At 62.7% G+C, this 23,244-nt stretch carries 22 protein-coding genes and 5 pseudogenes; 6 read left to right on the top strand and 21 right to left on the bottom strand.

All coding sequences use genetic code 11. The annotated features are described in order from the left end of the window. Positions 1-3 precede the first annotated feature (3 nt). Genes BLQ71_RS08150 through BLQ71_RS08160 form a run of 3 tightly spaced genes read right to left on the bottom strand, consistent with a single transcriptional unit; the run spans position 4 to position 2,620 of the window. Entirely contained in the window at positions 4-798 is a 795-nt protein-coding gene (locus BLQ71_RS08150; RefSeq protein ID WP_074621352.1) for a CbbQ/NirQ/NorQ/GpvN family protein, read from the bottom strand. A gap of 4 nt (positions 799-802) precedes the next feature. After that, positions 803-2,146 carry a cbb3-type cytochrome c oxidase subunit I gene (locus BLQ71_RS08155; protein WP_074621353.1) on the bottom strand — a complete coding sequence of 448 codons (1,344 nt, stop codon included), beginning with the start codon at positions 2,144-2,146 and terminating at the stop codon, positions 803-805. A gap of 21 nt (positions 2,147-2,167) precedes the next feature. After that, positions 2,168-2,620, bottom strand: coding sequence for a c-type cytochrome (locus BLQ71_RS08160; protein ID WP_043145525.1), 453 nt, complete (start codon positions 2,618-2,620; stop codon positions 2,168-2,170). A 129-nt stretch (positions 2,621-2,749) separates the two neighbouring features. On the opposite strand from BLQ71_RS08160, the gene BLQ71_RS08165 reads away from it, so the two are divergent. Next, positions 2,750-2,962, top strand: a complete 213-nt coding sequence (locus BLQ71_RS08165; protein WP_074621354.1) for a hypothetical protein — start codon at positions 2,750-2,752, stop codon at positions 2,960-2,962. A gap of 62 nt (positions 2,963-3,024) precedes the next feature. Next, positions 3,025-3,318, top strand: a pseudogene (locus BLQ71_RS25735) (transposase); the annotation flags it as partial. Positions 3,319-3,384: 66 nt separating this feature from the next. Here the strand turns inward: BLQ71_RS25735 and BLQ71_RS08175 are convergent. The 6 genes from BLQ71_RS08175 to BLQ71_RS08200 all read right to left on the bottom strand — a co-directional run bounded on the left by BLQ71_RS08175 (position 3,385) and on the right by BLQ71_RS08200 (position 9,310). Next, positions 3,385-3,807: an Arm DNA-binding domain-containing protein gene (locus BLQ71_RS08175; protein ID WP_074621355.1), complete on the bottom strand. Its 423-nt coding sequence runs from the start codon at positions 3,805-3,807 to the stop codon at positions 3,385-3,387. Between the two features lie 201 nt (positions 3,808-4,008). Then, positions 4,009-4,935, bottom strand: a complete 927-nt coding sequence (locus tag BLQ71_RS08180) for an SMP-30/gluconolactonase/LRE family protein (protein ID WP_074621356.1) — start codon at positions 4,933-4,935, stop codon at positions 4,009-4,011. Then, positions 4,932-5,867, bottom strand: coding sequence for an ABC transporter permease (locus BLQ71_RS08185; RefSeq protein WP_074621357.1), 936 nt, complete (start codon positions 5,865-5,867; stop codon positions 4,932-4,934). Before BLQ71_RS08185 ends, BLQ71_RS08180 begins: the two co-directional genes overlap by 4 nt. Then, entirely contained in the window at positions 5,864-6,793 is a 930-nt protein-coding gene (locus BLQ71_RS08190) for an ABC transporter permease (protein WP_043145529.1), read from the bottom strand. The genes BLQ71_RS08185 and BLQ71_RS08190 overlap by 4 nt, the downstream gene beginning before the upstream one ends. After that, the gene (locus BLQ71_RS08195) at positions 6,790-8,214 is read right to left on the bottom strand and encodes a sugar ABC transporter ATP-binding protein (RefSeq protein WP_074621358.1); all 1,425 of its coding nucleotides are present in this window, start codon (positions 8,212-8,214) and stop codon (positions 6,790-6,792) included. Before BLQ71_RS08195 ends, BLQ71_RS08190 begins: the two co-directional genes overlap by 4 nt. Positions 8,215-8,284: 70 nt before the next feature. Further along, positions 8,285-9,310, bottom strand: coding sequence for an ABC transporter substrate-binding protein (locus BLQ71_RS08200; RefSeq protein ID WP_074621359.1), 1,026 nt, complete (start codon positions 9,308-9,310; stop codon positions 8,285-8,287). Positions 9,311-9,525: 215 nt separating this feature from the next. On the opposite strand from BLQ71_RS08200, the gene BLQ71_RS08205 reads away from it, so the two are divergent. Both BLQ71_RS08205 and BLQ71_RS08210 read left to right on the top strand, forming a co-directional pair. Beyond that, positions 9,526-10,704 carry a sensor histidine kinase gene (locus BLQ71_RS08205; RefSeq protein ID WP_074621360.1) on the top strand — a complete coding sequence of 393 codons (1,179 nt, stop codon included), beginning with the start codon at positions 9,526-9,528 and terminating at the stop codon, positions 10,702-10,704. Continuing rightward, positions 10,701-11,417, top strand: a complete 717-nt coding sequence (locus BLQ71_RS08210) for a response regulator transcription factor (RefSeq protein ID WP_074621361.1) — start codon at positions 10,701-10,703, stop codon at positions 11,415-11,417. The genes BLQ71_RS08205 and BLQ71_RS08210 overlap by 4 nt, the downstream gene beginning before the upstream one ends. 32 nt (positions 11,418-11,449) lie before the next feature. On the opposite strand, the pseudogene BLQ71_RS08215 reads toward BLQ71_RS08210, so the two are convergent. The 7 genes and pseudogenes from BLQ71_RS08215 to BLQ71_RS26760 form a co-directional block, all read right to left on the bottom strand. Then, a pseudogene (locus BLQ71_RS08215) lies at positions 11,450-12,319 on the bottom strand (IS91 family transposase); the annotation flags it as partial. A gap of 12 nt (positions 12,320-12,331) precedes the next feature. After that, positions 12,332-12,826, bottom strand: a pseudogene (locus tag BLQ71_RS08220) (tyrosine-type recombinase/integrase); the annotation flags it as partial. Positions 12,827-13,055: 229 nt separating this feature from the next. Next, complete coding sequence (locus BLQ71_RS08225) at positions 13,056-14,318, bottom strand: serine hydrolase domain-containing protein (RefSeq protein WP_229754936.1); 1,263 nt, start codon at positions 14,316-14,318, stop codon at positions 13,056-13,058. 322 nt (positions 14,319-14,640) lie between these two features. Next, positions 14,641-15,345 (bottom strand): IS6 family transposase, encoded by a 705-nt coding sequence (locus tag BLQ71_RS08230; protein ID WP_074621362.1) that lies wholly within the window; start codon positions 15,343-15,345, stop codon positions 14,641-14,643. Positions 15,346-15,404: 59 nt separating this feature from the next. Beyond that, positions 15,405-16,952: an autotransporter domain-containing protein gene (locus BLQ71_RS08235; RefSeq protein WP_074621363.1), complete on the bottom strand. Its 1,548-nt coding sequence runs from the start codon at positions 16,950-16,952 to the stop codon at positions 15,405-15,407. Between the two features lie 261 nt (positions 16,953-17,213). Continuing rightward, a pseudogene (locus tag BLQ71_RS08240) lies at positions 17,214-17,441 on the bottom strand (ATP-binding protein); the annotation flags it as partial. Between the two features lie 392 nt (positions 17,442-17,833). Beyond that, positions 17,834-18,390 (bottom strand): annotated as a pseudogene (locus BLQ71_RS26760) (DDE-type integrase/transposase/recombinase); the annotation flags it as partial. 204 nt (positions 18,391-18,594) lie between these two features. Here BLQ71_RS26760 and BLQ71_RS08250 point away from each other — a divergent pair. Continuing rightward, positions 18,595-19,059 carry an aminoacyl-tRNA deacylase gene (locus BLQ71_RS08250; protein ID WP_043147222.1) on the top strand — a complete coding sequence of 155 codons (465 nt, stop codon included), beginning with the start codon at positions 18,595-18,597 and terminating at the stop codon, positions 19,057-19,059. Between the two features lie 51 nt (positions 19,060-19,110). Beyond that, a complete protein-coding gene (locus tag BLQ71_RS08255; protein ID WP_074621364.1) occupies positions 19,111-19,434 on the top strand; it encodes a hypothetical protein in 324 nt (107 codons plus the stop codon). Positions 19,435-19,492: 58 nt separating this feature from the next. Here BLQ71_RS08255 and BLQ71_RS08260 read toward each other — a convergent pair whose 3' ends face one another. From BLQ71_RS08260 to BLQ71_RS08280, 5 genes are all read right to left on the bottom strand, one after another. Continuing rightward, on the bottom strand, positions 19,493-20,182 hold the full coding sequence (locus BLQ71_RS08260; RefSeq protein WP_074621365.1) for a recombinase family protein: 690 nt from the start codon (positions 20,180-20,182) through the stop codon (positions 19,493-19,495). Between the two features lie 73 nt (positions 20,183-20,255). Continuing rightward, complete coding sequence (locus tag BLQ71_RS08265; protein ID WP_074621366.1) at positions 20,256-20,744, bottom strand: phage terminase small subunit P27 family; 489 nt, start codon at positions 20,742-20,744, stop codon at positions 20,256-20,258. Next, positions 20,744-21,178, bottom strand: coding sequence for a hypothetical protein (locus tag BLQ71_RS26765; RefSeq protein WP_229754937.1), 435 nt, complete (start codon positions 21,176-21,178; stop codon positions 20,744-20,746). Before BLQ71_RS26765 ends, BLQ71_RS08265 begins: the two co-directional genes overlap by 1 nt. After that, on the bottom strand, positions 21,178-21,387 hold the full coding sequence (locus BLQ71_RS08275) for a DUF7220 family protein (RefSeq protein WP_074621367.1): 210 nt from the start codon (positions 21,385-21,387) through the stop codon (positions 21,178-21,180). The genes BLQ71_RS26765 and BLQ71_RS08275 overlap by 1 nt, the downstream gene beginning before the upstream one ends. Continuing rightward, entirely contained in the window at positions 21,384-22,613 is a 1,230-nt protein-coding gene (locus BLQ71_RS08280) for a site-specific DNA-methyltransferase (RefSeq protein WP_074621368.1), read from the bottom strand. Before BLQ71_RS08280 ends, BLQ71_RS08275 begins: the two co-directional genes overlap by 4 nt. Positions 22,614-23,244 lie beyond the last annotated feature (631 nt).

The following is a 23,244-nucleotide window of genomic DNA, read 5'->3' on the forward strand; positions in this document are numbered from 1 at the left end:
GCATCACCCGTAAACGCTGGCCGCGAGGTCGCGCAGCGCCTGCTGCACCTCGGGCTCGTCGCTCAGCGGCTCGACAATCGCCGCCTCGATGGCGCGTTCGACCTGCATTCCGCCCTGGATCAGGGTGCCCGCATAGATCAGCAGGCGTGTCGACACCCCTTCCTCCAGGTCCATGCCCGACAGGTGCCGGACATGGCCCGCCAGCCGGACCAGCGCGCCCGCGCGCATCGTGTCCAGGCCGGTTTCGGCGGCGACCACCTGCGTCTCGATGCCCGGTTCGGGAAAGTCGAAGCCGATGGAGAGGAACCGCTGCCGGGTCGAGGGTTTCAGCTTTTTCAGGACGGTCTGGTAGCCGGGGTTGTAGCTGGCCACCAGCATGAAGCTGGGCGGCGCCTGCAACTCTTCGCCCGTCCGGTCGATGACCAGCCGGCGCCGGTCATCGGTCAGGGGGTGCAGCACCACGGTCACATCCTTGCGCGCCTCCACCACTTCGTCGAGATAGCAGATGCCGCCCTCGCGCACCGCGCGCGTCAGCGGCCCGTCGACCCAGACCGTTTCGCCGCCCTTGAGCAGGTAGCGCCCGATCAGGTCGGCAGCGCTGAGGTCGTCATGGCAGGCGACGGTGTGGAGCGGCAGTCCCAGCCGCGCCGCCATGTGTTCGACAAAGCGCGTCTTTCCGCAGCCGGTGGGCCCCTTCAGAAGAAGGGGCAGGCCTTTGGCATGGGCGGTCTTGAACACCGTGCATTCATCGGTGTGCGGCGTGTAGAAGGGCAGGCCGGAGTCTTGGAGATCTTTCATCGGATCATTCTCCCGGAACGGCCACGGGGCCGGGTTTCACCACCTCGCGGCGCACCACGAACTGGCTATAGATGAAGAGAAGCGCGCCGAGCACCACCGCGGCCCCCGCGCCGAAGCGCATCAGGTAGAAGAGGCCAAGCTGGTCCTGCACGACCATGTAGTATTCGCCGACGATCCGCTGCATGTGCGTCTGGATGGTTCCGGCAAAGGTCAGCACGAAGGTCATGAAGGCCATGCCCCCCGTCATCAGCCAGAACGAGGCCATGTTCAGCACCTGGTTGTAAGGCGCGCGTTCCCTCAAGACCGGCATGGCATAGCTGAACATGGCAAGGTTCAGGGCCACATAGGCGCCGTAGAAGGCCAGGTGCCCGTGCGCGGCGGTGATCTGCGTGCCGTGGGTATAGAAGTTCACCCCGTGCAGCGTGTGCAGGAAGCCCCAGACGCCCGCCCCGAAGAACGCCACGGTCGATGCCCCCAGCGACCACAGCAGCGCGGCCTTGTTCGGGTGGTTCTTGCGGCCTTTCCAGACCATGACGAAGGCAAAGGACATCATGGCAAAGAAGGGGATCACTTCGAACGTCGAGAAGATCGACCCGATCCACTGCCAGTAACCCGGCGTGCCGATCCAGTAGAAGTGGTGCCCGGTGCCGAGAATGCCCGAGAAAAGCGCCGTGGCGACAATGACATAGAGCCATTTCTCGACCACTTCGCGATCGACGCCCGTCAGCTTCAGCATCAGGTAGCCGAGGATCGCGGCCATGACCAGTTCCCAGGTCGCCTCGACCCACAGGTGCACGACCATCCACCAGTACATCTTGTCGAGGCTCAGGTTGTCGGGGTTGATGAAGGCAAAGACCCACAGCAGGCACAAGAGCCACAGCCCCATGAGCAGGATGTTGGTGATCGCCGTCTTCCTGCCCGCCAGAACCGTCAGCGAGATGTTCACCAGGAAGATCACCGCCGCGACGAGGATGCCGAACTTGACCCAAAGGGGCTGTTCCAGGAACTCGCGTCCGCCGTGGATGCCGACGAGATAGCTGCCCACCGCGCCCAGTGTGCCCACCAGCAGGATGATCAACTGAAGATAGGCCAGCTTGACCGAGAACACCTCGCGCTCGGCCTCTTCCGGGACAAGGTAATAGGCCGCGCCGAAGAAGCCGAGCAGCAACCAGACGATCAGCGAATTGGTATGGATCATGCGGATGACATTGAAAGGCAGGATCTCGGCCAGAAAGTTCGGCGAGACATAGACCCAGCCTGCGAGCAGCCCGCCCAGCACCTGGATGCCGAACAGGGTCATGGCGGCCAGAAAGTACCAGTAGGCCACCCTTTGCGATTGGTATTTCATGGTTTTCTCCTTGCGAAGGGGTCAGCCGGCGTCGTTCGGCGGCCAGTTCTGGGTGTCGGTCTGATCGGCCCAGCGGAGGAATTCGGACAGGGCCCGCATCTCCTCCTCTGTGATCTCGAAATGCGGCATCTGCCGGCGCCCCTCGATCCCCGAGGGCTGCGCGGCCATCCAGGCATCCAGCATCTCGTAAGCGCCTTCGGGATCGTCCATGACGCCCCAGCGGGTCATCACATTGCCGACCTCGGGGGCGAAATACGCGCCTTCGCCATGTAGCGTGTGGCAATTGATGCAGGAATTCCGTTCCCACACATGTTTGCCAAGGCGGACCTCGTCGGTCAGCGGCATGCCCGCCGTCGCGGTTCGGGTGATATGGAGGTGGCTTTGCGCCGTCAGGGCCACGAACACGGCAACGAAGAAGATCGATCCCCCGTAGAACACGTTCCTGGCCCGCGACTTGGTGAAGATCTCTGACATCTTTCGCGTTCCGGTTTTCGTTTCGAACACGATACGAATAGCCGGGGCCTTGCCGGGGCTTGTTGCGAAATCGCAAAGACCACGCGGAAAGAGGGTGGCAGGGTCGCAGCAGCAAAAGGAGATCCGTTCATGCGACGCCCCGACATCGACGACCCGGAGCTGACGCTGGAAAAATTGTTCGTCTTCTGGCCTTCTGCAGCTGCGCCCTTTCTTTCTCGACAGATGCTGTGCCCCGGCTGCCCCGTTGCACCGTTCCACACGGTGGCCGAAGCGGCAGAGGAATACGGCCTCGAAGAAGCCGAGCTTCGCTCCGAGATCCGGCAAGCGGTAGGGCGCCTCTGACGCGGTCCCCTGAAACGTCTGCGGTTTGAGGTTAGCCTGTTCTCCAAACGAGGAGACAGACGATGCGGAAAAGCCGTTCCAGCGAAGAGCAGGTCATTGGCATCTTGAAGGAGAACCAAGCCGGGATAGGCGCCAGGGAGCTCTGCCGGAAGCATGGCATCGGCGATGGCACGTTTTACAAGTGGCGCTCGAAGTCTGGAGGCATGCAAGTGTCGGAGGCCAAACGGCCTAAGGCCTTGGAGGCTGAGAACGCGCAGCTCAAGAAGATGCTCGCGGAGCAGATGCTGGATGTGGCCACGCTCAAGGTGATGCCGGGAAAAAAACGTCTGAAGCCCGGTGCAAGGCGACGAGCAGTGGACTGGGCCAGGACAGAGAAGAGCTACACCCGGGAATGCCTGGCCGCGGACGTGGACACCTCGCTGTCAGGACAGCGCGTTGGCCATGAGCTCGACAGCATCGCTCGGGTGCGCGGCTAGCACCACATTTGCCATGCGCCGATACTCCAGCGCCCACTTGCGCGCCTGATTGAGGGTCACCACATCGGCCCAGCCCAGCCCGAAATCCGTGCGCAGTGGCGCGCCCTTGCGGTTCTTCTGTCCCTTCACTGTGACCCGCGCGACCCAACGCCGCGCGCCTGACGGGTCGACCACCAGGTAAAGGCCCGCACCGTCGCCATGCCGCCCCGGCCCCAGGTTCTCCACCAGTCGCCTTGTCAGCTTGCCGCCCAGCGCCGCCGTCTTACCACCATTCCGACCACGCAAGGGAAGCACACAGGCGAAAACGAACAAGATCCCGAGAAACCCCGGACAAAGAAAGAACCCCGCGTTTGCAGGACCCTCGGTCACTGTACGCTGTTTCCTGCCATCAGAAAAAATGTGTGGGTGGCGGAGGGAACGGGACACCCGTCGAACCTTCTCTTCCCTGTAAGGAATTGAGAACGCTGGCCGGTCCGTTACATCAAAAGCTCGGATACTGGCTCATCCCCTTGCCGAAAAGGACCCACCCCCGCTGGAGTGCAACCTGTCCCCAAAAGGGATCGAGATCTGCTATTGCTTCCCGAGCGTCCAAGGCTCGGCACCGCGCACGTCCACGAAGACGCGATAGACGGACGTGGTGGCGGTAATGAACATCCTGTGCCCATCGCGTCCTCCGAAACACAGATTCGAAACGACCTGTGGAACCAGGATCTTGCCCAGCCGAGTGCCCTCGCTATCAAAACAATGCACACCGTCTGCTGCCGAGGACCACAGGTTGCCCATGGCATCGCAGCGCATCCCATCCGGCAGGCCGTCGTCGATCTCGGCAAAGATGCCGGTGTCGCGCAGGTCGCCACCTTCGACGGCAAAACGGCGAATGACGGAAGGCACCGAGTCGTCGTGGCTCGATCCGCTTTCGGCGATATAGAGCGTCTTTTCGTCCGGCGAGAAGCACAGGCCGTTCGGTTGGCTGAAATCGGTGACGACGGCGCTCAGCTCGCCGCCGGGCGACATGCGGAATACGTTGCGGCCGGATTGTTCGGGATCACTGCGATAGCCCTCGAAATTCGAAATGATGCCGTAGGTCGGATCGGTGAACCAGACAGCCCCGTCCGAACTGACGACAACATCATTGGGCGAATTGAGCCGTTTGCCGTCAAACCTGTCGGCGAGAACGGTCAGTGACCCGTCGATCTCGGTCCGGACCACGTCGCGCATGCCATGACGGCAGCCTACCAACCGCCCCTGGCGATCCCGCGTGTTGCCGTTGTTGAACCCGGACCCGGTGCGAAATACCGAAAGCCCCTCATGTTCGGACCAGCGCATGATCCGCTGGCTCGGGATATCCGAGAACAGCAGGCAGTCGTGATCCCCGAACCAGACCGGCCCTTCGGTCCAGGTGAAACCTTCGGCGATCACCTCCAGCTGCGACATGGGATGGACCAGCGCGGCGAACCGGTCATCATGGATTTCCAGGTGCGGCGGCAGTGTAATCATGTCCGGGCCCTCCTTGAGCTGGCGGCGATCACGATGGCGATAATGATGGTCCCGGTCAGCACGTTGCGCACGCCCGCCCCTGCCCCGTAGCTGTTCAGCATCGAGACCACGAGGAACATGAACAACGCGGCGCCCCAGACGCCCGGCACGTTGGAGTTACCCCCGGCGATGGAACTGCCACCGATCACGACGACGGCAATGGACATCAGCAGGTACTCCTGCCCCATGTTCAGCGCTGCCCCGCCCGAAAAGCTGGCCAGCAGGTAACCCGCCAGCGACGCGAACACGGCGACAGAGATATAGGTGGACGCGCGCACCAGTTCGACCGGCACGCCCGCCAGCCGCGCCACGCGCAGGTTTTGCCCCGTGGCCAGCAGCCACCGCCCCCAGACAGAGCGTTCCAGCACGATCCAGACAAGGATGGCCAGGGCCAAGCCGACCCAGGCCACGTTGGGCAGGCCCAGAAAACGTCCGGTGGCAAAATCCGCCAGCCCGGAGGGCGGCTTGATCCGCAGACCCCGGTTCGACCAGATCGCCAGCGATTGGTAGATCAGCGAGGCCGCCAGCGTCGCGATGATCGGCGGCAGACGCAACAGGAAGATCAGCGCGTAATTTGCCACCCCCGTGCCGAAACCGACCGCCAGTGCGATGACAAGGCCGAGAAAGGCTGTGCCGGGATCGCTGCCCATCGCCTTCAGCGCCAGGGTGGCAGCCAGGGTCATGGTGGCCGGGATCGACAGGTCGACGTTGCCGGGTCCCAGGGTGATCACCAGCATCTGCCCCAGCCCGACGATGGCTGCGAAGGCGCCGAAGGACAATGCGGCGTACCCCAGCTCTCCGGCGCCCCGCCCCGAGGTGAGGCCGAGGGTCAGCGAGAAGGCCGCCGCCGCAGCCAGCCAGGACCAGAGCCAGGGCCTGCTCAGAACGCTCATGCCTCACTCCCCTTCTGGCGAAAGATCAGCCGGGCGGTCAGCACGAGAATCAGGATCGCGCCTTGTGCGCCGATCTGCCAGTCCGGCGAGAGGCGCATGAAGGACAGAAAGCTCGCCGCCAGTGTCAGGGTGAAGGCCCCGATCACCGCGCCGGTCGGGCTGACCTTGCCGCCGGTGAACTCGCCACCGCCCAGGATCACGCCCGCGATGGACAAAAGCGTGTAGCGCAGCGCGATGTTGGCGTCAGCCGAGGTGGCAAGACCCACCAGCGCCATGCCCGCAAGCACGCCAAAGAGGCCCGCCAGCCCGTAGGCCAGTGCCTTGAGCCGGATCACCGACCAGCCCGCCCGCGCGACCGAGCGCGCGTTGCCGCCCACGCCTCGCAGCACCGTCCCGATGCCAGAGCGCATGATCAGCAGATGGGTGACGGCGGCGATGATCACCGCGGCGACGACGGCCATCGGCGCAAACGGCGGCTTGACCGTCATCAGCGTGCGCAGCCAGCCGGGCGCGGCGCCGCCGGGCGAAGGCAGGATGAACAGCGCGATCCCGCCCCAGACAAAGGACATGCCCAGCGTCACCACGATGGCGGGCAGCTCTAGCGCGTGGATGACGGCCCCCAGCACAGCGTAGGACAGGACCAGGGCCAGCAGGATCAGCAGCCCCAGCATCGGCGCATCGTTCAGGAAGGTCGCCGTGACACAGGCCGCAAGGCTGACGAAGGCGCCCAGAGACAGGTCGATGTCGTTGACCATGATGATCATCATCTGCGCGATGGTTGCCAGCGCGATCGGCACCGCGAGGTTGAACAGCAGGTTCAACCCGAAATAGCTCATCGCACGCGGTTGCATGTAGAACGTCGCGGCCAGCAATACGGCAAGCGAGACCACCGGAAGAATGATCCGGTGGCGGGCAAGGAAAGTCATGACGCCTCCTGCATCTCGAAAGAGGCTTCGAGGATCTTCTCTTCGGTGATTTCCGCGCCGGTCAGTTCGGCGCTGATCTCGTGGTTGCGGAAGACGAAGACCCGGTCGCACTGGCAGACCTCTTCGGTTTCGGTCGAGTACCACAGGAAGGTACGCCCGCGGGCGGCCTCGGCGCGGATCATGGCATAGACGTCCTGCTTGGTGCCCACGTCCACGCCGCGCATCGGGTCGTCCATGATAACGACCGGTGCCGATGAAGCCAATGCACGGGCAAAGAGAACTTTCTGCTGGTTGCCGCCCGACAGCGACAGGATCGGGTTTGCGACGTCGTCGGTGCGGATGCCGATGCGGGTTTTCCAGTCCTGCGCCACCCGGGCCTCACCCTCGCGGTCCACCAGCCCACGCCGGGCACCCTGCGGCAGGATCGAGACCGAGATGTTGCGCAGGATCGACCAGAGTGGCAAAACCCCGTCGCGTTGCCGGTCTCCGGCGACAAACACCACCTCGGGGGCTTTGCCCGCCCGCCACGCTGACGAGCGCGAGAGGTAAAGCCGCGCCAGCGCCGCCGCCTGCCCGTGACCGGCCAGGCCCGACAGGCCCACGATCTCGCCTTTGCGGGCGGTCAGGCCCTGGTCGGTGCGCACGACCTCCTTCCCGAAATCACGCGCGGTCCCGGTGGTTTCCGCCGTGTCGGCTGTGACGTGGCCCATGGCATCCACCAGACCCTGACGGGTGAAGTCTTCGGTCGGGCGCTCGGCCACGACCTTTCCGTCCTTCAAAACAACAATGCGGGTGGCGACCTGGAATACCTCGCCCATCATGTGCGAGATAAAGATCACCGCGCCACCCGAGGCGCAAAAGCGTTTTACATGGGCCAGCAACTGATCGGCGATGCCGGCGTCCAGCGACGAGGTCGGCTCGTCCAGGATGACCAGCCGCGCCTCGCTGCCGCGCGGGGCAAACCCGATGGCGATCTCGACCATCTGCCGCTCCGCGATGGACAGCGTGTCGACCTCTGCGTTCGGGTCGATGCCGTGGCCGGGAAAGATCGTGTCGAGGCTCTGGCCGATTTCCTCCCGGGCCGGCCGGCGCCAGTTCGGCCCCTTCAGCGCGCTGTGAGAGATGCGCAGGTTCTCGGCCACCGTCAGGTTGGGGCAAAGCGACAGTTCCTGGAAGACCGACCGCACGCCCGCCTCCAGCGCGCTGCCGCCCGTGGCGAACCCAACTGTACCGGACGACGGTGCCAGGCCGCCGTTTACCAGGTTTACCAATGTCGACTTGCCGGCGCCGTTGTGGCCGACCAGCCCGACGCAATCGCCCGGGGCGACGGACAGGGTCACCCCGTCGAGCGCGCGAACGGGCCCGAAATGCCGGGCCGCGTCCGTCAGCGACACGAGGGGCGCTCTCTCATGATCGTTCATGAGCGCTCCATTGATGGGATGAGGTTCGGCGGGCTGCCGTCTGGGCGCCCCGCCGGTGAGGATCAAAGGATCACTTGGCGTCGGAGATGACCTGCTGGGCGTCTTCCAGCGAGTAGGTCACGTTGGCGACAGACCCCTCGGAGGTGGTGGCCAGGGCATCGTCAAGATTGTCCTGCGTGATCTTCAGGAAGGGAACTGTCAGATCCTTTGGCACCTCTTCGCCGGCAAGGATCTGCTGTGCGACCCAGAGCGCCAGCGACGCCACGCCCGGCGCGATTGACAGCGACAACGTCTCGTATCCGGTGGCGTCTCGTTGATCGGCCCACCATTGCAACTCGTCCTGACGATTGCCCAGAACGATCAGCGGCGTGTCGCGGCCGGCAGCCTTGAAGGCCTGCGCCGCCCCGTAGCCATCGCCACCCTGCGTCACGACCCCGACCACATCGGGCAGAGACGGCAGGATTCCCGCAACAGCCTTTTGCGAGACATCCTGGGCCCAGTCGCCGTGAACCGAGCCGACGATCTTGAACTGATCGTGTACCTCGACACCCTCGTGGATGCCTTTGCTGATCTCGTCATCAACAAACACCCCGGCGAGGCCGCGAATTTCAAGCAGGTTGCCACCATCGGGCAGGCGCGAAGCGAGGTAGTCCACTTCTTCCCGACCCATCGCCGCGAAATCCACCGCGATCCGCCAGGCGCAGGGCTCGGTCACGATCCCGTCAAAGCTGACGACGATCACGCCGGCATCGCAGGCTTCCTTGACGGCCCCGTTCAGGGCGGTGGGCGACGCGGCATTCAGCACGATGGCGTCATAGCCCTGCAGAATCAGGTTCTGGATTTGCGCGGCCTGCTCGGTGGGCTGGTTCTCGGAGGTGGTATAGGCGTCCGCGGCGGCGACAATGCCATCTGCAACTGCCTGCGCGCCGATTTCCTGCCATGTCTGCAGCATCGCCTGCCGCCAGGAATTGCCGGCATAGTTGTTGGACAGCGCGATGCGCTTGTCGGCGGTTTCGGACATGTGGGACTCGGCCTGGGCCAGTCCCGCAGAAAGCGCAAGGCCCGCCGCACTCAGCAGCATCTTCGAAAGTGTCATGTTTTTCCTCCCTGTCGCACAGTGGTCCTGCGCTGTATGCCGGCCTGGAAAGGGCGCGGATGGCGTGATGATGCGGTCCGAAACGACACCTGTAAAGGTATCCTCCAGCAAAGCTGTTGCGGGTTCCCGCAAATATTTTGCGGCTCACGGTGTTCCTTTCTCCGGATTTCCCTGTAACGCTTGCGGGAACGTGCATTGCGCGACCGGAGGAGACGATGACCAACGCCTTGCAGGCGCCAGACAAGGGCGACGTCTTCCTGCGCATTTCGGCGCATCTGGCAGAACGGACCGATATTGCCTCGGCGCTCGAAGCGGTGGCCAACGAGATCGCGGAGGTCATTCCCTTTACGCACGCTGACCTGTGCCTGAATGATCGTCCGGGCTGGCTGTCGAGTTACGAGGTCGGCATCCAGACGCGGTGGTCGCGGGCACGCACGCGGGTCGATGTCTCGCCGATCCGGGACCTGATCAACGGGCATTGCGATTTCATGCTGTGCGAGGATGCCATGCAGGATCCTCGCCAGACCTTCGAGGGGTCATGCTCGGAACCTATCTTCAACCACGCGCTGCGCTCGCGCGTGCATGTCCTGATGAAGGTCATGGGCCAGCCCATTGGGACGCTGAACATTTCGCATTCCACGCCCGGCATCTACAACGGCGAGACGGTGCAGCGCGCCCAGCATGTGGCCGATGTCCTGTCGCCCTATTTCCACGCCTTGCACACCGCGGAACTGGCGCAACGGGCGGCGCAGGTCGGGCAGGAAGCCAAGGCGCGGGAAGAGGGTCTGCGCCGCGGTGCACTGGACCTGACGCAGACGCTTGAACGGGAACGCCAGCGCATCGGGATGGACCTGCACGACCAGACCCTTGCCGATCTGACCAGGCTGTTGCGGGAAGTCACCGGAGACGCGCCGCCCGGTCGGGATCACCTGGCGAGCCGGATCTCGGAAACGATCGGGGATCTGCGTCGGATCATCGACACGGCTGTCCCCAGCCTTCTGGAGCTTTTCGGGTTCCTGCATGCGGTGCAAGTGCATCTCGAACGCGCGGTCGGTTCCGCGCCCGTCGAGGTCGAGGTGATAGACGAGACGGATGGCGCGCCGGACCGGCTGAACCCGACCGTGCGGACCGCCCTCTTCCGCATCGCGCAAGAAGCCATCAACAACGCCGCGCGCCATTCCGGGGCCCGCCGCATCGAGGTCAGGATAGCCCCTATGGCGCGGTCCGGCCTTGCAATGACAGTGCGCGACGACGGTTGCGGCATTCCGGCAGAGGTGCGGCGGAACTCCGGCCTTGCCCACATGCGGACGCGGGCGCGGCTGATCTCGGCCGAACTTGATGTCCTGAACGACAACGGCTGCGCGCTTCGGGTCATGCTGGGTGATCGGTCATGAAGGTGCTCATCGTCGAGGACGACCAGTTTCACGCGACCTATCTTCAGGAGGCGCTGGCCGAGGCTCTGCCCGAGGTGACAGAGATCTTTCATGCCGCCGATGGAGCGGCCGGTGAAGAAGAGGCCCGGCAGGGGGAAATCGAGGCCATCGTGATGGACCTGCAGATGGAACACCGCAACGGCATCGAGGCGGCGCGCACGATCTGGGCCGAACGGCCGCAGAGCCGCATCCTGTTCTGGTCCAACTACGCCGACGACGCCTATCTGCGCGGGATCGCCCAGGTCGTGCCCGAGGAGAGCGCCTATGGCTATGTCCTCAAGACGGCGTCGCGTGACCGTCTCAAGCTGGCGCTGCGCGCCGTGCTGGTCGAAGCGCAGATTATCGTGGATCGCGAAATCCACCGTCTGCAGAAACGCGGCACCGCGCCGCGCACGCGGCTCGACGACAGCGAGTTCGACGTCTTGATCGATCTCGCGCTGGGGCTGCAGGACAAGTCGATCGCGGAACGGCGCGGCATGTCGCTCCGGACAGTCCAGAATCGCCTTTTATCGCTTTACGACAAGCTGGGAGTATCTTCGGACCTCGATGAGCACCTGACGCTGAACAAGCGCGTGCGTGCGCTGAACCGCGCTCTGGCAACGCGCACCATCAACATCGAGACACTCGAAGCCGCGCAAAGGGATCTTAAAACTTGGTTGGCCGGACGTCGTTGATAGGGCTTGGTAGAGACGCCGATCCATCAAGGGCGACAGCTCCAATCCTTCCAGCGGAAGGCCACGGTATTGGCATCGGCGCTAACCAGGCGGGCGTTCGCGATCGCCACCCGGTGGGTATAGCGGCTCAGGTAGGCCAGCACCGCCTCGGGGCCACCGAAGGGCGGTTTGGCGTAGACCACCCATTCGGATTTGCGGAACCGGGCGAGCCAAGCAGCGAAAGCACCGGCCTCAGCCAGCTCTTCAAGATCGCCGAAGAAGGCGAGTTTGCCCGCGCAGTGCAGGTCCATCAGCCCTTCCAGAAAAAGGCGCCGGAACAGCCGGGACAGGACCCGCGCATGTAGGAAGAAGCCGGGGTGGCAGGCGATCCAGCGGCTCCCGCCCGGCGACAGGCCGCCACCGGGAACGATCATGTGGACATGCGGGTGATGCGTCAGGGCCGATCCCCAGGTGAGTAACACGCTGGTCATGCCGACCCGCGCGCCCATGCGCCTGGGATCGGCGACGATGGTCATCACCGGTTGCGCCGAAGATTTGAACAACAACCCATAGACGGCCCGCTTGTTCCAATAGGCGATCCGGGCAATCTCTGCTGGCAGCGTGAAGACGACATGGAAATACTCGACGGGCAACATGTCCTCGGCGCGCGCCTCCATCCAGTCACGTGCCGTTGGCCCCTGACACTTCGGGCAGTGCCGGTTCTTGCAGGAATTATACGCAATGCGGTGGTGGCCGCATTTGGTGCAGCCCGTCACATGCCCGCCGAGCGCCTCGGTTCGACAGGTTTCAATTGCCGACATCACCTTCAGCTGCGCCAGGCTGACATGCCTCGCATTGATCCGCCGCCACGCGGGGCCGTGGGCGCGAAAGATGTCAGCAATCGCCAGCTTGGCTCGGGACACGGCCCCCGAGCGTTATTCCAACCCTCGGCGGAGGGTCTTGTCTTGCAACAGCTTGATCTGTTCAGACGGGCTGACCGTGCTGCGGATCGTCTTGGTGGCCACGTGGGCGTAGCGCGCCGTCGTGGTCAGCTTGGCATGCCCGAGCAAAACTTGGATGACCCGGACATCCGTGTTCGCCTCCAAAAGATGCGTCGCGAAGCTGTGGCGGAGCGTGTGCAGCGTTGCAGCTTTCTTGATGCCGGCCATCTGCTTGGCCGAGGTGAACGCCCGGTTCAACTGTCGCGGCGACAACGGCTTGATCTTGGGTTTGCCCGGGAACAGCCAGCCCTCGGGGCGGGACACGCGCCAATAGTCGCGCAACAACGCAAGCAGGTTGGGCGACAGCATCGCCTTGCGATCACGTCCGCCCTTGCCTTCATTGACATGGATCAGCACCCGATCGCTGTCGATGTCTGTTACCTTGAGGCGGCATACCTCCGAAGCGCGCAGCCCTGCGCCATCGGATACCTCACCCCGCGAGAAGCAGAGGAGGCATTCTACGAAAGCTTGAACGCTCCTGAAAAAGCTGCCTAATAATTGAACCAGAAAATCTCCGGTAAACCCGGGGCGGTTCACTGCAACGTTCGGCCTTGTGAAACCCGATACAAAACGATCGCCTCAAAGCAATCAGTGCGGACAGATCCTTGAAACCCTCAAGGGAAACACCGCAAAGCTCCGCAAATTACAGATCCTGAGCCTAGTCGTGACCAGCATACTCGTGACCCAGAGCATCCGACAAAGCACTGAACACGCGCAGCGCTGGCGAATTGCAGGTAAATTCAGTCGAATTGTCAGGCAGTACAGCCTGATCTTCGCAGTCCCCGGAAAAAATGTCACTGTTGGCTTGAACGACAACGGTCGTGTCACTGGTCGTGTCGTAAAAGAGTGTGGTCGTATAGCCCGGCTCAGACCCGTCGTGGCCGATCCACCCATCCACGCAACCCAGGGCAATTCCGTAGCCCAATGGCTTTGGGAAAGCATTCAGACGCGTCATCTGAGCATCGGTGCCCAGTAGTCCCTGCCCTGTCCCGAGCGCGCGTCCAAAAGTCAGCAGGTCATCGACCGTGGATACAAGATGCCCGGTCGCCCAGCTCCATGAGGGGTTCCAGTTCGTCGCGTTAGTTGCGACTTTCGGGTGATCCACAATACCCTGCAATGTGTAGCCTTGGGGATGTGGATCGGGCAGATCGGGGTTAGCTCCGGGAGAAAAGGTATTTTCGATTCCCAATGGGGCGAAGATTCCCGTCTGGTAGTTTTCGGCAAGAGACTTTCCGCTTACCTTCTCGATAACCAGTCCCAGCAAAACGAAGTTGCTATTGGAGTAATCAAAGCGCTCACCGGGTTCGAAGGCCGGCGACCTGGGGATTGCAAGGCCCAATAGCTCGTCTGTCGAAAAGACCCTGCCGGGCTGAGCAAAAAGTTGATCCTGGAAACTGTCGAGATTTGTGTAACTCTGCACGCCACTCGTCATATTTGCCAATTGCCGAAGCGTGATCCTGTCACCGTTCGGGATATCGTCGACATATTGCCCGATCGTATCGTCGAGCGAGACCGCGCCGCTCTCGACAAGCTGCATCAGAAGAGTTCCGGTGAATGTCTTCGTGACCGAACCGATGCGAGTGAACATACCGACTTCCATCGGCCTACCGGTTTCGGGATCTGCAAGCCCATATGCCGAAGTCCAGTAACCGGCAGGCGTGCGCACACCTGCGATGATACCCGGGGCCGCGACTTTTGGCAGGACGCTCTTCACGGCAGCATCAAGATCCGCAGCAAGATCGGCGGGGAGCGGTGTGGTCGCCATTGCCGCTGTTGGCGCCCGGGCAATGACCGCAACGGGATCGGCGACGCAACGCGCCCCTTCGGCGCTACCGGCGGACGCAGAAGACAACAACAGTACCACCGCACCGAAAGCCGCTGATAGGGACTTTCCTCCGAGAGGCTTGAGAAATTCAACCAACTTACTGGGTCCTTCCTGATTTGACCGGGCACTGGTTTTTCATCCAGCCGCGTGCAGTGTCCGGTGGGTATTGACCTGTGCCCAACGCCGGACCACCTGACACGGGAAAAACTTGGCGGTACACGGTGACAGGCTTGTGACGACTTCGGGTTTATCCATGGCGATCGGGACGTTGTTTCCGATCACGCTGCGGGGGGCGATCCTCATTGTATTCTTTGCGCCCACCTTCCAATTTTTCCTGCGCATCGGCAAGGCACATGCCTTGGTAGTGGGGTGTCAGACGAATTCGAACCGGTCTCAGTTGTGGCAGGATGGCTGTCCCTTATGCCGCGTATAGACCGCGCCACTCGGCGAGAGCGGCGGCGCGGTTGGCTTTGAAGATGTCCCGGCTCGAGAGGCCGCGGTCCTGGTTGAAATGGTTGTAGACGGAGGCATGGACGGCGGCGAACATCCGCAGACTTCGCATGCACCGGAACCGGAGCATCGTCCGCTCGCGTCGTCGACACGGCAGATGGGAATTCTCCACGCGATTGCTCGGCCATCCGCCGGTATCTTGCCGATCCGCGGCACCGATTTCCTTCTGAGCGGCGCCGTCGGAGCGGAGCTTGTCCGTCACCAGGGCATCTGACCGGCCATGCTTCTTCACCGCTTTCTTGAGGAATTTCAAAGCGGCCTTCTTGTCCCGCTTCTTTGTCGCGAAGCGTTCCAGCACCTCGCCCTCGTGATCGACGGCCCGCCAAAGACAATGCCTCTCACCGTTGATCTTCTCGAAGATCTCGTCGAGATGCCTTCGCCAACGGCTTGAACGCATAGCCTCGATCCGCCGTTTTCTAATTTCAGACGCGAACATCGGCCCGAATCTGCGCCACCAAAACCGGACGATTTCGTGGCCGATCTCGATGCTTCGCTCGTGCAGCAGATCCTCGACATTCCGTAGCGAAAGCGGAAACCGAATGTAGAGCATCACGGCCAGCCGGATGATCTCCGGGCTTGGTTTGAAGCACTTGAACAGGTCGCGTTTTGCCATCCCGAAACGCTAGCCAGCCCCTGCCCTGCAGCAAGCCAAGTTCTTCTGACACTGCCCCATCAGAAGTTCTGAAACAGCCGGACCGAGACCCCCTGAACATCGTAGCCGCTGCGCCCGATACCATCCCAGTAGCCCGAGACCGACAGTGCCGGACCCGCGTCCGGGCGGTGTTCCCAGCCAAGCTCGATCCGGCCGCGGCCCGAGGTGTCGTCCCGGTTCAGCGCCGCGATCCCTGCGTCGGTCCGCTCGTGGCTGCCGATCCAGCTCAGCCCTCCGGTAAGGTGATCCACCGAGGTCAGTGCATGCACCACCCCGAGGCCGAAGGTCAATTCGCCAAGCGCCACGCTCTGCACCGGAACCTCGTAACCGACCAGGTCGACGAAACCGTCGTGCCGGTCCTCGGTGTAGGCCAGCTCGACCAGCGGGGTCCAGGTCGTCGCCCCGCGCCGGACCTCGCCCGACAGTTTCAGCGCCGCCAGCCAGCGCTCGGTCTCAAAGCTCTGCCGGCCGATATTCTCCATGTGGATGTCGTTGCTGCTGCGGCCGTAAAGCAGGCGGGCCTCAAGGAAGACCGGGGCCGCGGCGGCACGGTGGACCATGTAGGGCCCCACCAGCCAGCCCTGCCCCTCGATATCGGCATAGGGATCGTCCATCCGGGCATGATCCAGCTGCAGCATCGCGCCAAGGATCGTCCGCTCGCCAAGCGCCACATGCCCCCCCAGCGCCCCGAAGGCATAGGACAGTTCCGCCCCCTCGCGCGTGGACCAGGCCAGGTTCAGATCGGCCCAGACCGGGCCCTCTTCGCCAAGGCGCAGATCGAACGAACCGACACCATCGGAATAGTCCAGCCGGTGCCGGGCCCGCCGGTCCCCGCGCAGCAGCGGCGCCAGGTCCGGCTGGCTCGACAGCAGGGTATCGGCTCGCTGCCGCATGAACCGCGTGGTCAGCGCGGGCATCGGGTCCGCCTGCGACTCCGTTGCCCCCCTGACCCGGACAATCTGGCCCGACGTCGAATAATTCAGCACATATCGTTGAACCCACGTTGCCGTGATCTGCCCCGAGAGGTAATAGTAGTCCGTTTTCCCGTCTGGTCCCTCGATCTCAAAGTTCAATTGAAATTCGCAACCGACATTCAAAGAGTATTTATCAGGATAGTAATAGCCCCGGGCCTGCATACTCATATCGGGGCATACGCTTTCGACTGAGTTTCCGGTATTCGGATCCTCGTAGGGCAGTACCTCACCGTCACCGATGGTGATATTGGCCACCCGGTAGCCCACAAGATAACCGCTGGGGGTAAATTCGGCGACAAGATCGAACCCTGCTCCGTCTGGCGCGCAGTTGTCACGGATCGCCAGAACGTTCCGAACCGTCTCGCCGGGACCAGGGGCCGAACCAAAGTAGTCACAGTAAAAGCCCCAGCCGTCGAAATCGGGGTCATCGCCAACCGTGCCGCCAGGGTCCTGGGCCAGGACCGCCCCGGGAAGGAGGAGGCAGACGACACAGACCAGCGACAGCGGGCCCGCGGCGCCAAGCCGTATCGACCGGATGAAGCAGGAAAGGATCCCGGAAAAAATGATGAACGTCTGACAAATAAAACTCAGCACGATACCTCCGGGACATATGCCTTTGCAATTCAGGGCCGACACAACCTGAGGCATGCCTAGCATATTCACGCAAAACAGGAATTCTCACAAGAACAGGAACATCCGGGGGTGTGGTTTTCGTGCCGACACCCTGAAAACCGACCACGGGGCGGAGCAAAAGTCGGCCAGTCAGGGAGGGACCGGCGCCTTGGCAAACGTGCTCTCCATATAGCTAACGGTTGCCAAGGCGGCTTGGTCCGCAAGGAGCAATCCGAATGCGGTTCAGGTTTTCCGCCGGGCCTTGCTCTGTGCGAGGCGATAGCTGTCGCCATTCATCTCCAGAATGCTGACATGGTGGGTCAGCTGGTCAAGCAAGGCGCCTGTCAGGCGCTCTGTTCCGAAGGTCTCCGTCCATTCGTCGAAGGGCAGGTTCGAAGTTATCAGGATGGAGCCGCGCTCGTATCGTTGGGAGATCAGCTCGAACAAGAGCTCGGCGCCGGTCTTGCTGAGATGTGGTGTCATTCGTGGACAGCTCCAGTTTTGCAAGGGATTTCTTGAGTGGAGTGGATCGAAGCAGGTTGCGGTCATTTGTCCGGCCTTTGCGCGCGGCGGATCTGACCGCTGGCCTTGATGAAGTCCGCTTGCCGGGTCCCAATCAGACAACCGAGCTAAAACGCCCAGACAGCACATTGGACCTGTCGGCAGGGCCGCCTCTAAAATGGTTGGCGCCGTCAGGACAGGCATCACATCAGCGATCAGGAAACCCTTGGCTCGCCGCAACACTGATACTTGAGACTCTCAGTGTGATAACCCCGCCAACCTTGGGGCATCGCTTGGGGCACTAGTCCATGGGGTGTCAGACGAATTCGAACTCGTCTCAGCAAGGACAGGATAGCTGTCCCTTATACCGCAGAAAGACCGCTCCACTCGGCGAGAGCGGCGGCGCGGTTGGCCTTGAAAATCTCCCGACTCGAGAGGCCGCGGTCCTGGTTGAAATGGTTGTAGACGGAGGCATGGACGGCGGCGAACATCCGCAAACTTCGCATGCACCGGAACCGGAGCATCGTCCGCTCGCGTCGTCGACACGGCAGATGGAAATTCTCCACGCGATTGCTCAGCCAACGGCCGGCTTCTTGTCGGTCCTCGGCCCCGATTTCCTTAAGGGCGGCGCCATAGGAACGGAGCTTGTCCGTCACCAGGGCGTCTTACCGGTCATGCTTCTTCATCGCTTTCCAAAGGAGCTTCAAAGCGGCCTTCTTGTCCCGCTTCTTCTTCTTCGCAAAGCTTTCCAGCACCTCGCCCTCGTGATCGACGGCCCGCCAAAGACAATGCCTCTCACCGTTGATCTTCTCGAAGATCTCGTCGAGATGCCATCGCCAACGGCCTGGCCGCCCCCTTCGACCCGTCGCTTCCAGCTCTGGGACACGAACATCAGCCCGAAGCAGTTCCGCCAGAACCGAGCGAGTATCGGCCGGCACGGGCCCTCAACCCAACCCCGAAACCCATTCCATTTGGGTCACGACCGTCACACCATTCTTGCGATGGAAGGGGTTTCGGTGACATACTTCCAAGGACCTGTTCAACACCATCGGCGCCTCGGTTGCGCCTCTCGTCGTTGTAGACAACCGCGCGGCACTGGCGCCCCTTTCCACAGGAGGCCGACATGCCTATTGCCCATCGTCTTAAAATGCACCTCGAAGCTCAGGCTCTACCTTTCGACATTGTCACGCATGAGCCAACCGTGACCGCCAGTGAGACCGCGCACATAGCGCATGTTCCCGGCGACCATTTGGCCAAATCCGTCTTGATCCATTCGGAAGAGACACCATTCATCGCCGTGGTTCCAAGCTACCGGATGGTCGATTTACACCGGCTTCAGGCAATGATGGATCGCCGTATCGGCCTCGCCCCCGAAGATGAACTGGCGGAGGTATTCGATGATTGCGAAGTCGGAGCAGCGCCGCCGGTAGGCGTGGCCTACGGCGTTCCGACGGTGATGGACACCGAAATGCATGGACTGGACGATATTTGGTTCGAGGCCGGAGATCACTGTTCTCTGGTTCACATGAAGGGTCGTCATTTTGATCGTATGATGAGTGGCGCGAAGTTGGGCTCATTCTGTTGCTGAAGAAGATGTCTGGCGCAGACGCCCGGCGGGGCCGCAATAGGAGGAGAGGTAATGAAACCAGTCGTATTGCTTGTAGGACGCCTTCCGGCGGTGGTGGAGACTGTGGCGCGCGAACTCGAAGACTTGCCCGTCCAATGGCTCGGCGCTCACAATCGGGACGAAGTGGTCAGCCAGCTTGAAAGCGAACCGGACATTGCGACGGTCGTGATGGGCGCCGGACTTGATGACCGCGTTCGCGGCGACCTGATCGGCGTGATCGCGGGGCTGCGGCCGAACCTTTGCATCCATGTGAAAGATCGCGCTTCCGGGCCTGCCGGAATGGCGCCGTTTGTGCGGGGCGTCGTCCTCTCGGAACTGCTCGGCGAATATGCATAGAAATCTACAGGCCTTTCGCCGCTCCGCGTTGCTGCTACGGGATCACCCTTTTGGACGGTCATGGTAAGGACTCCAGCCGCCTCAGCAGGTTCCTGACGGTCGAGACATGCCAGCGCCCGCCGCGCCGGGTCCGGATGCCGCGAGCGTTCAACTGATCTGCCATGGCACGCAGCGTGGTGTAACCCTCGGACTGTATCGCTTCCACCACCTCCCGCAGGTCTTCGGCGAAGGTATTTGCATTCTTCGTCACAGTCGCCCTGAGCGCCACGCCACCCCTGCCGGCTCGTCGTAGCGCCGCCGCGCCGTTGGGGTTGCCCAGCTTCACGCCACGGGCCTTTGCCGCCGCCAACGCCTCCTTCGTGCGTTTCGAGATGGCCTCGCGCTCCTGTTGTGCGACGAGGGCCATGATGCCGACGGTCAGGTCGTTCGCCTCGGGCATGTCGCAGGCGACGAAGCCGACGCCGCTGGATTGCAGGGTGAGCAGGAAGGCCGCGTTGCGGGAGAGGCGGTCGAGCTTGGCGATGACCAGGGTGGCGCCGGTCAGGCGGGCGAGGTTGAGGGCCTTGTCCAGTTCGGGGCGGGTGTTGCGTTTACCGCTTTCCACCTCGGTGAAGCGGGCGAGGACCCCCGCCGAGCGTGACGCGGCAAAGGCCTCGATGGCCGAGCGCTGCGCCTCCAACCCAAGCCCGGAGCGACCTTGCCGGGCCGTGGAGACGCGCTCGTAGGCGATGATCTTCCCGATCCCCATGTACAGACCTGCGCACCCTTCGTTTGGCAGTTTTGTACATCGGAACAGCTGGTTAGTGTAGCGAACGGGAGGCTCAACCATCCCGGTTCGGGAGTTCCAGCGTTTTCTCGTGCTCGATTGTCCCGGTTTCGTCGCCGGGGTCCAGGATCGTGCGCCAGACGAAGGTGACCGGCTCGGATTTCTGGGCTTCGGAGTCTTGCCGCAGTTTTGTCCGCGCCGAGGGCGTCAGCCCGAGTTCCGACATGTAGCGCGCCATCAGCTCCATCTGCTTGTTGGCCACCGTCAGCCAGGGCGACTGCTGGACATGACCGTTCGGTGTTCTGAGCAACGCCGGGGTCTCCTTCAGCCGCTCCTCCGCCTCGACCCAGCGGGCATAGGCCTGGCAATAGGCTGCCAGCGCGGCCCGGTCCGCCAGCGTCAGGATGCCCGCCTCGTACATCGGGGTCGCCAGTCGGCGCCATTCCTTGCGGGCGACCTCGTTCAGATGCGCCGGGCAGCGCGGCGGCGCCGAGAGCGAGGTTCGTGCAAGGGTATGTGGCTTGGGCTTGTGTTTGCGTCCCATCAGGATCGCGCCTCCGGCGTGTCGGGCGCATCAAGAACGAAAGGACCCGCCGAGCCCACGGCCTCTCGAAACTGCACTTCAACTGCCTGGAAGCGCGCGATCAGGTCCTCGTCGGACAGTCCGGCATAGTCATTGCCCATGTCCTCCGGCGGGGCTTGTTCGCGCCAGCCGGCCTGCGTCTTTAGGTAGAAGATCGACGAGGTGGTGTCGCTGGCCCGGGCTTTCTGCAGGAGACCGTTGGCGACATGGGCGATGGCCCTGGCCTTGCCCCTTTTATAGCGGACGGCAACCTCCGCGTCCCGTTCCCGGATCGCCTTGAACGTGGTCCGGGAGATCCCGAAGTAATCGGCGATCTGGTCCTGGTTCAGCAGCGCGGCGAGGGTCTCGACCTCGTGGACCTGGTCATCGGTCAGGGTGATGGTGGGACGTGCCATCAGACCAGTCTCGCGAAGAGGCGGCGCAGGAGGTACATGCGGGCGAAGGACAAGGCCGTGAAGGCGCAACTCACGGCTGCATGCTGACCGGGGCTGGCATGAAGACCGACCAGAGGGAAGACGGTCAACTGCAGGGCCAGGGCCGCACTCCAGCCGACGGTGACATTGATCAGGGCCTCCATGGCGGACATGGCGCGGGACTGGCTCATGCCGCCACCTCCCGGCGTTCCGCCGACACTTCGGCCAAGCTGCGCCCATCCCCCTCCAGCACCGCCTGCTGCCCGGTGAAGGCCTGCCAGCGCATCAGACAGACATCGACGTAGGCCGGATCCAGTTCCATCGCGAGACAGGACCGCTTGGTGCTCTCGGCGGCAATGAGGGTTGTCCCAGATCCTGCGAAGGGCTCGTAGATGGCCTGCCCGGGGCTGGAATTGTTCAGGATCGGCCGGCGCATGCAGTCCACCGGTTTCTGCGTGCCATGCACCGTCGTCGCGTCCTGGTCGCGGTTGGGGATGGTCCAGAGCGTCGATTGCTTGCGGTCGCCGGACCAATGTGCCTTGCCGCGGACGCAGTACCAGGCGGGTTCGTGCTGCCAGTGAAAGTGTCCGCGGGACAGGACCAGCCGTTCCTTGGCCCAGATGATCTGGCTTCGGATCTCGAAGCCGCTGGCGACAAGGCTCTCGGCCACCGTCGAAGCATGCAGCGCGCCGTGCCAGACATAGGCCACGTCGCCGGGAAAGAGCACCCAGGCCTCCCGCCAGTCGGCCCGGTCGTCGTTCAGAACCTTGCCGGTGCGCTGCGTCTTCGCGGCGCCCGTGGCGTTCCGCCAGCCGAGATCGTAGTCAACGCCATAGGGCGGGTCGGTGACCATCAGGTGCGGCGCGACACCGTTCAGCAACCGCTCGACCGCCACGGCATCGGTCGAATCCCCGCAGTGCAGGCGATGGTTGCCGAGACGCCAAAGATCACCGGGGCGCGAGACAGGATGGGTGGGCGGTTCGGGCGTTTCTTCTTCCCGCGCGTTGGCTTCGCCATGCCCAAGCAGCGCGTCGAGGTCCGCGCCGTCGAAGCCAAGATCCCCCAACTCGATCCCAAGCTCATCCAGATCCGCCAGTTCCACCGAAAGCAGATCCCTGTCCCAGCCGGCATTCTCGGCCAGCGGGTTGTCGGCCAAGATATAGGCCCGTTTCTGGGTGGCGCTCAGATGCGCCAGTTCGATGACCGGCACGCGCTCCAGGCCCAGCTTCCGCGCCGCCAGCGCCCGGCCATGCCCCGCGATGATGCCGTTCTCGCCGTCCACCAGCACCGGGTTGTTGAACCCGAACTTGATCCTCCCCCAACGCAGGATCGCCGGAAGCGGGAATTTCCCGGCTGCTTCATGATGACGGGCCAGTGACACCATCGCGACGACACAACGCGATTGGCTCACAGACATCAGACAACGTGCCGCCTTATCGCCTGGAACTCTCCGCCTCGTCGGAACTTCTGCGGGATTGAGGTAACGAGATCAGTACGGAGTTCGAAACCTACCCTGATGAGGCATAGGTCTAATTGACAGTTGCTTCGGCTTCCGCACTGTCGGAAGTGCACCTCGTGCTTGAAGCATATTGGGCGATCTTTATGTATCAGAAACCCAGCGCCGCGCCTCATTTATTTTACCATTATCAAGATTATCCGCCTGATTTCCGATCGAACAGCACCCGCCTTCGCGTGCCGCCTTCGAGGCGCCGGGCAATCACACAAAGTCGTCATCATAGGCGTCGCCCGAAAACTCGTTAGAAACGCGAATGTCCTCAGCCAGGCAAACGGTCCGTGGACATCAGGTGCTCAGCCGTTGACCGCCCGAGACCATGATCCGGATGGAAACCAGGCGGTTTTTGCACTAACAGGGAAAATGGCTCTGGCAGACCGGAAAAATCAGATCGTCGCATCGCAAGGCTGTGCCCGGCGCCAGAACGGCCTGCCTCCGATGGCCCTTACATTCATTCCTCTGGCCGCATGAGAACAGCCGACCTTCCCTTTCTGGCCGAACACAGCGCGGATTTGGTGCTGCTGATCGATGCCTT

Source organism: Antarctobacter albus (assembly GCF_900101505.1).
GTDB classification, from domain to species: Bacteria; Pseudomonadota; Alphaproteobacteria; order Rhodobacterales; family Rhodobacteraceae; genus Antarctobacter; species Antarctobacter albus.

Excerpts from the sequence above, each read along its gene's own strand:
- BLQ71_RS08205 (WP_074621360.1), top strand. The coding sequence starts at position 9,526 with ATGACCAACGCCTTGCAGGCGCCAGACAAGGGCGACGTCTTCCTGCGC.
- BLQ71_RS08230 (WP_074621362.1), bottom strand. The coding sequence starts at position 15,345 with ATGGCAAAACGCGACCTGTTCAAGTGCTTCAAACCAAGCCCGGAGATC.
- BLQ71_RS08280 (WP_074621368.1), bottom strand. The coding sequence starts at position 22,613 with ATGTCTGTGAGCCAATCGCGTTGTGTCGTCGCGATGGTGTCACTGGCC.
- BLQ71_RS08255 (WP_074621364.1), top strand. The coding sequence starts at position 19,111 with ATGAAACCAGTCGTATTGCTTGTAGGACGCCTTCCGGCGGTGGTGGAG.
- BLQ71_RS26765 (WP_229754937.1), bottom strand. The coding sequence starts at position 21,178 with ATGGCACGTCCCACCATCACCCTGACCGATGACCAGGTCCACGAGGTC.
- BLQ71_RS08165 (WP_074621354.1), top strand. The coding sequence starts at position 2,750 with ATGCGACGCCCCGACATCGACGACCCGGAGCTGACGCTGGAAAAATTG.
- BLQ71_RS08260 (WP_074621365.1), bottom strand. The coding sequence starts at position 20,182 with ATGGGGATCGGGAAGATCATCGCCTACGAGCGCGTCTCCACGGCCCGG.
- BLQ71_RS08150 (WP_074621352.1), bottom strand. The coding sequence starts at position 798 with ATGAAAGATCTCCAAGACTCCGGCCTGCCCTTCTACACGCCGCACACC.
- BLQ71_RS08210 (WP_074621361.1), top strand. The coding sequence starts at position 10,701 with ATGAAGGTGCTCATCGTCGAGGACGACCAGTTTCACGCGACCTATCTT.
- BLQ71_RS08155 (WP_074621353.1), bottom strand. The coding sequence starts at position 2,146 with ATGAAATACCAATCGCAAAGGGTGGCCTACTGGTACTTTCTGGCCGCC.
- BLQ71_RS08275 (WP_074621367.1), bottom strand. The coding sequence starts at position 21,387 with ATGAGCCAGTCCCGCGCCATGTCCGCCATGGAGGCCCTGATCAATGTC.
- BLQ71_RS08185 (WP_074621357.1), bottom strand. The coding sequence starts at position 5,867 with ATGAGCGTTCTGAGCAGGCCCTGGCTCTGGTCCTGGCTGGCTGCGGCG.
- BLQ71_RS08180 (WP_074621356.1), bottom strand. The coding sequence starts at position 4,935 with ATGATTACACTGCCGCCGCACCTGGAAATCCATGATGACCGGTTCGCC.
- BLQ71_RS08200 (WP_074621359.1), bottom strand. The coding sequence starts at position 9,310 with ATGACACTTTCGAAGATGCTGCTGAGTGCGGCGGGCCTTGCGCTTTCT.
- BLQ71_RS08250 (WP_043147222.1), top strand. The coding sequence starts at position 18,595 with ATGCCTATTGCCCATCGTCTTAAAATGCACCTCGAAGCTCAGGCTCTA.
- BLQ71_RS08160 (WP_043145525.1), bottom strand. The coding sequence starts at position 2,620 with ATGTCAGAGATCTTCACCAAGTCGCGGGCCAGGAACGTGTTCTACGGG.
- BLQ71_RS08195 (WP_074621358.1), bottom strand. The coding sequence starts at position 8,214 with ATGAACGATCATGAGAGAGCGCCCCTCGTGTCGCTGACGGACGCGGCC.
- BLQ71_RS08265 (WP_074621366.1), bottom strand. The coding sequence starts at position 20,744 with ATGGGACGCAAACACAAGCCCAAGCCACATACCCTTGCACGAACCTCG.
- BLQ71_RS08190 (WP_043145529.1), bottom strand. The coding sequence starts at position 6,793 with ATGACTTTCCTTGCCCGCCACCGGATCATTCTTCCGGTGGTCTCGCTT.